At 42.8% G+C, this 3,391-nt stretch carries 1 protein-coding gene; it reads right to left on the minus strand.

From position 1 onward, the window contains the following. Positions 1 to 269: 269 nt before the first annotated feature. Positions 270 to 3,391 (minus strand): type 2 lanthipeptide synthetase LanM family protein (locus tag H6S82_RS25005; RefSeq protein ID WP_206756897.1); only part of this gene is annotated, 3,122 nt, incomplete at its 5' end.

Consider the following 3,391-nt stretch of genomic DNA (forward strand, 5'->3'; position numbering starts at 1 on the left):
CTTTGATAAAGCTGGGCTAAATTTAGATGAAAATACTATGAAATTTTTATCTAAATTTTTGGGATATCTCAGCTTATTTTTACATTTACTATTCTAATCTGACGATAACCGGAAAATTCTGCGATAAAACTACTAAAGCTTGCCAAAGCAAGCAATACTACTGAAATTTCCTTACCAAACTCAACTGGATTTTCTGCTCTTGGAAATTTCCTCAGTGAAATCTCGTAACTTTTCACTCAATTTATGAAGTTTTCTCATAAACTTAATTATCATTTACATAACAACACGCAAGGCAGCACTTCTGGATCTGCCAGCCGAAGCAGCTGGTAGCCAATCCCAGAAGTTCCTTGAAAAAAACTCGGAGTAAATACAGAATTGGGCAACTTAGGAAAAAGATAGCCTCCGGCTTGCTCTGCTCGACGGACAGCCCAAGCGGCCCTTTTTTCGGCAACCGCGAGCAATTCGGGGCGAGACAGCGTTTCGGCAGCAAAGAGCAGCATTTCTATACGTCCGAAATTACCGCAGCAGACACAATCCACATCTTGTAACGTATGTTTTTGCGTTGTCTGTAAACTTACCTGCACATCTCCATCAATTTCATCTGTCTTTAAAATTGACAAACCACCCAAACGGGCTAACCCAATTCCAGTTGCCCCATGACACCAGCTAACCATAAATCCAGGTTCGCCGTTTTGTTGGGCAAAAGCTCGGAAATCGGGCCAATTAGCCGCGACGGCAGAAAATACACTGTTTTCGTAGGCAATACCTTCGCTAGCTGCTTCTAAATAAGCTCGATCTTGCGTCACCTCATAAAGTCGCAACAGCGCATAGGCAATCCCAGCCGCACCGTGAGAAAAACCGGTATACTGCTTCTGTCCCAAAATTTTCCATGCTTTCGGCTTACCGTTAACGCTAGTGCGATGTGCCAGTAAATGCTGACCGCAAATTATCGCTTTATCTAAAACTCCAGAATCTTTTGTTTCTGAGTGTAGCGCCAACAATCCCAAAATTGCCCCAGCGGAACCGCCAATCATATCAAATTGTTTGTCAGATGCGATGATTTCGGGTGTAATTAAATTAGCAATACCCAAAGCATCTTCTATAAGTGCTGGTTCTCTCAAGAAACGACTGGTCATAACTAAGGTGTAGATAATAGAACCCAGACCGGTCGCTCCGCCTATGCCGCGCCGCACAAATCGGCGGGTAGACTCAAAATCGGCAGTTTGCAAAAATTTGCGGATTGACAGCAAAGCTCCCAAAGCTAAATCTCGAAATTGCCTAGTTTGCCTGACATAATCTAAGGCTGATAAAAATAAAGCGATACCGCCATTGCCGTTATAAAAATCTTCGGGCAAAGGCATGAGTTGAAAGCGTTCTACATCGGGAATATAGGCAAAGCTAATCCACTTGACGCTCCCATCTGCACCCCAGATTGCCCGTGCTTGAATTTCGGTAGCGATGCGGGTCGCTTCTTGCAATAATTGTGTTTTGGTTAGCGGGCTAATTTGTGAATATTCAGCTTGATTGATAGATGGGTTATTTTCGCTGGCTGCTTTTCGCGCTAACCTGGCATAAAAAGAACCTTTGATAATTTCTATTTGTTGAGTTAAATCTGTGTCATTTAAGTTTTGCAGTTGATTGACAACATCTTGATAGCTGGGTGCTTTAAAATAATCTTCGATCGGTTTATCTAAGCCAACGGTGAGAGCTTTACTGTTAGTGTAAGCGGCAAAGTAGGGAATATCCAACTGTTCCATCGCTTTGACTTCTGCATGAAAAATCGGCCAAGCATCAGGCTTTTGGGGAGCGACGAGAAAAGCGCGGGCTAAGATTTCCAGTTCGATGCTGCGATCGACTCCATCCCGAAGGAATTGGGGAGCGAGACTTTTTTGTAAAATTGACCAATAAATCCTGGTAGCGCGAAAAATAAATCTAACGGGCTGATTTTGCAATATTTCTAGAGGGCTATCGGGTGCTAGCAGCAATTCTCGCTTTTCTATTAAAAAACGATACATTTGTGCAAAACCAGTTACCATGCGATCGAGATAGCGATCGGGCGATAAGGGAATTCCATTCAAAGTCGCGACATTGCTAGGAATTTCGTTCCCCGGTTCTGGATCGAAGCTGCCTAATGCGCTATTATCGTAGGCAATGCGGTTATTTTTGGTAAACTCCCAATGGGGTAACAATCCCGTGCGTAAAACAGAGTCGGAAAATTGTAAATTTACAGATGTGTCAGCTTCAGTTTGTTCTGCTAAATCGACCATAAGATTTACTTCTTGGTGCATGATACTTTCCATATCGATCAGCACTAAATGTTCGCCGTTAGCGATTAAATTTTCGCGGTGACAATCAACTACTCTGAGTGCATACAGCAGCGCTAACAACATTCCCGAACGTTGATAAAAACGTTGGGCTGCTGGTTCATCTTCACAGGGCAAATGTTCTACGTATTCAACCCAACCGTAAGTTTGGCGATCGCACACTTTTAAAACTTTAAATTGTAAAGGAATACCCTGCTGATTGCACCAAGTTAAAAATTGAGTATATGCCGCTTCTACCCCTAATCCCTTGGGTTTGTAAACTAGCTTTAATCCGGATTCAAAAGTAAGTGCAATCACTGTGTACCCGGAATTATGCGGATCGGATAATGAAGGTTTGATGTCGATGGCTTTGCCCAAATAATTATGTGCAGATGGGAACTCTTTGTGTGCTGAGTGAGAATTCTCTCCTACCGGTATGCTCGTCTGTTCCTCTGCTCCCGCAGGCGAGACGCCTGCACTACCAGGCGAGACGCCTGCGCTACCAGGCGCAACTTGAAACACTTGCTGAATCTCCCAGAGATCCGCTTTGAGGCGTTGCAAAAACTGCGCTGTTGTTTCCACCCAAAAATCCACTGCTGTTGCCATTAATCTCGCCAAAACGGGGTAATTTTGGAAAAATGTCAATAATCCATCCGCCAAAATTTTTTCCATAAAATCTTCATATTCTGCCTTAAATTGCGTCTTGTCAGGAGTGGATTTTCCCAGTATGTTTAGTAAGTTAAGTAAATTTTTTCCCACGGTACGGGAACGGGATAATTCATATTCCAGGGTTTTGCCGCAGATATTTAAGAGTTTGTAAAGTAAGCTGATTTCTAATGTCAGATATGCTGAATTAGAAAGTACTTCTAATGGTAAGCAATCTACGTGGAATGACGGAGAATCGAGACGATTTAATAATTTTTGTCGCGCTACAGAGACGACTGGTAAAAGCACTTCTGCAAAAGGTAATTCATTTTCTTTGTTTAAAGGAAATAGTACATTTGCCTCATTGCCCAGGCTCTGTTTGGGAAAAGATCGATCGTTAGCAAAGGAATAGGCGGTTTGGATTATTTCTCGCAAAGTCTCTG

The organism is Planktothrix sp. FACHB-1355, assembly GCF_014748295.1.
GTDB lineage: Bacteria > Cyanobacteriota > Cyanobacteriia > Cyanobacteriales > Aerosakkonemataceae > Aerosakkonema > Aerosakkonema funiforme_A.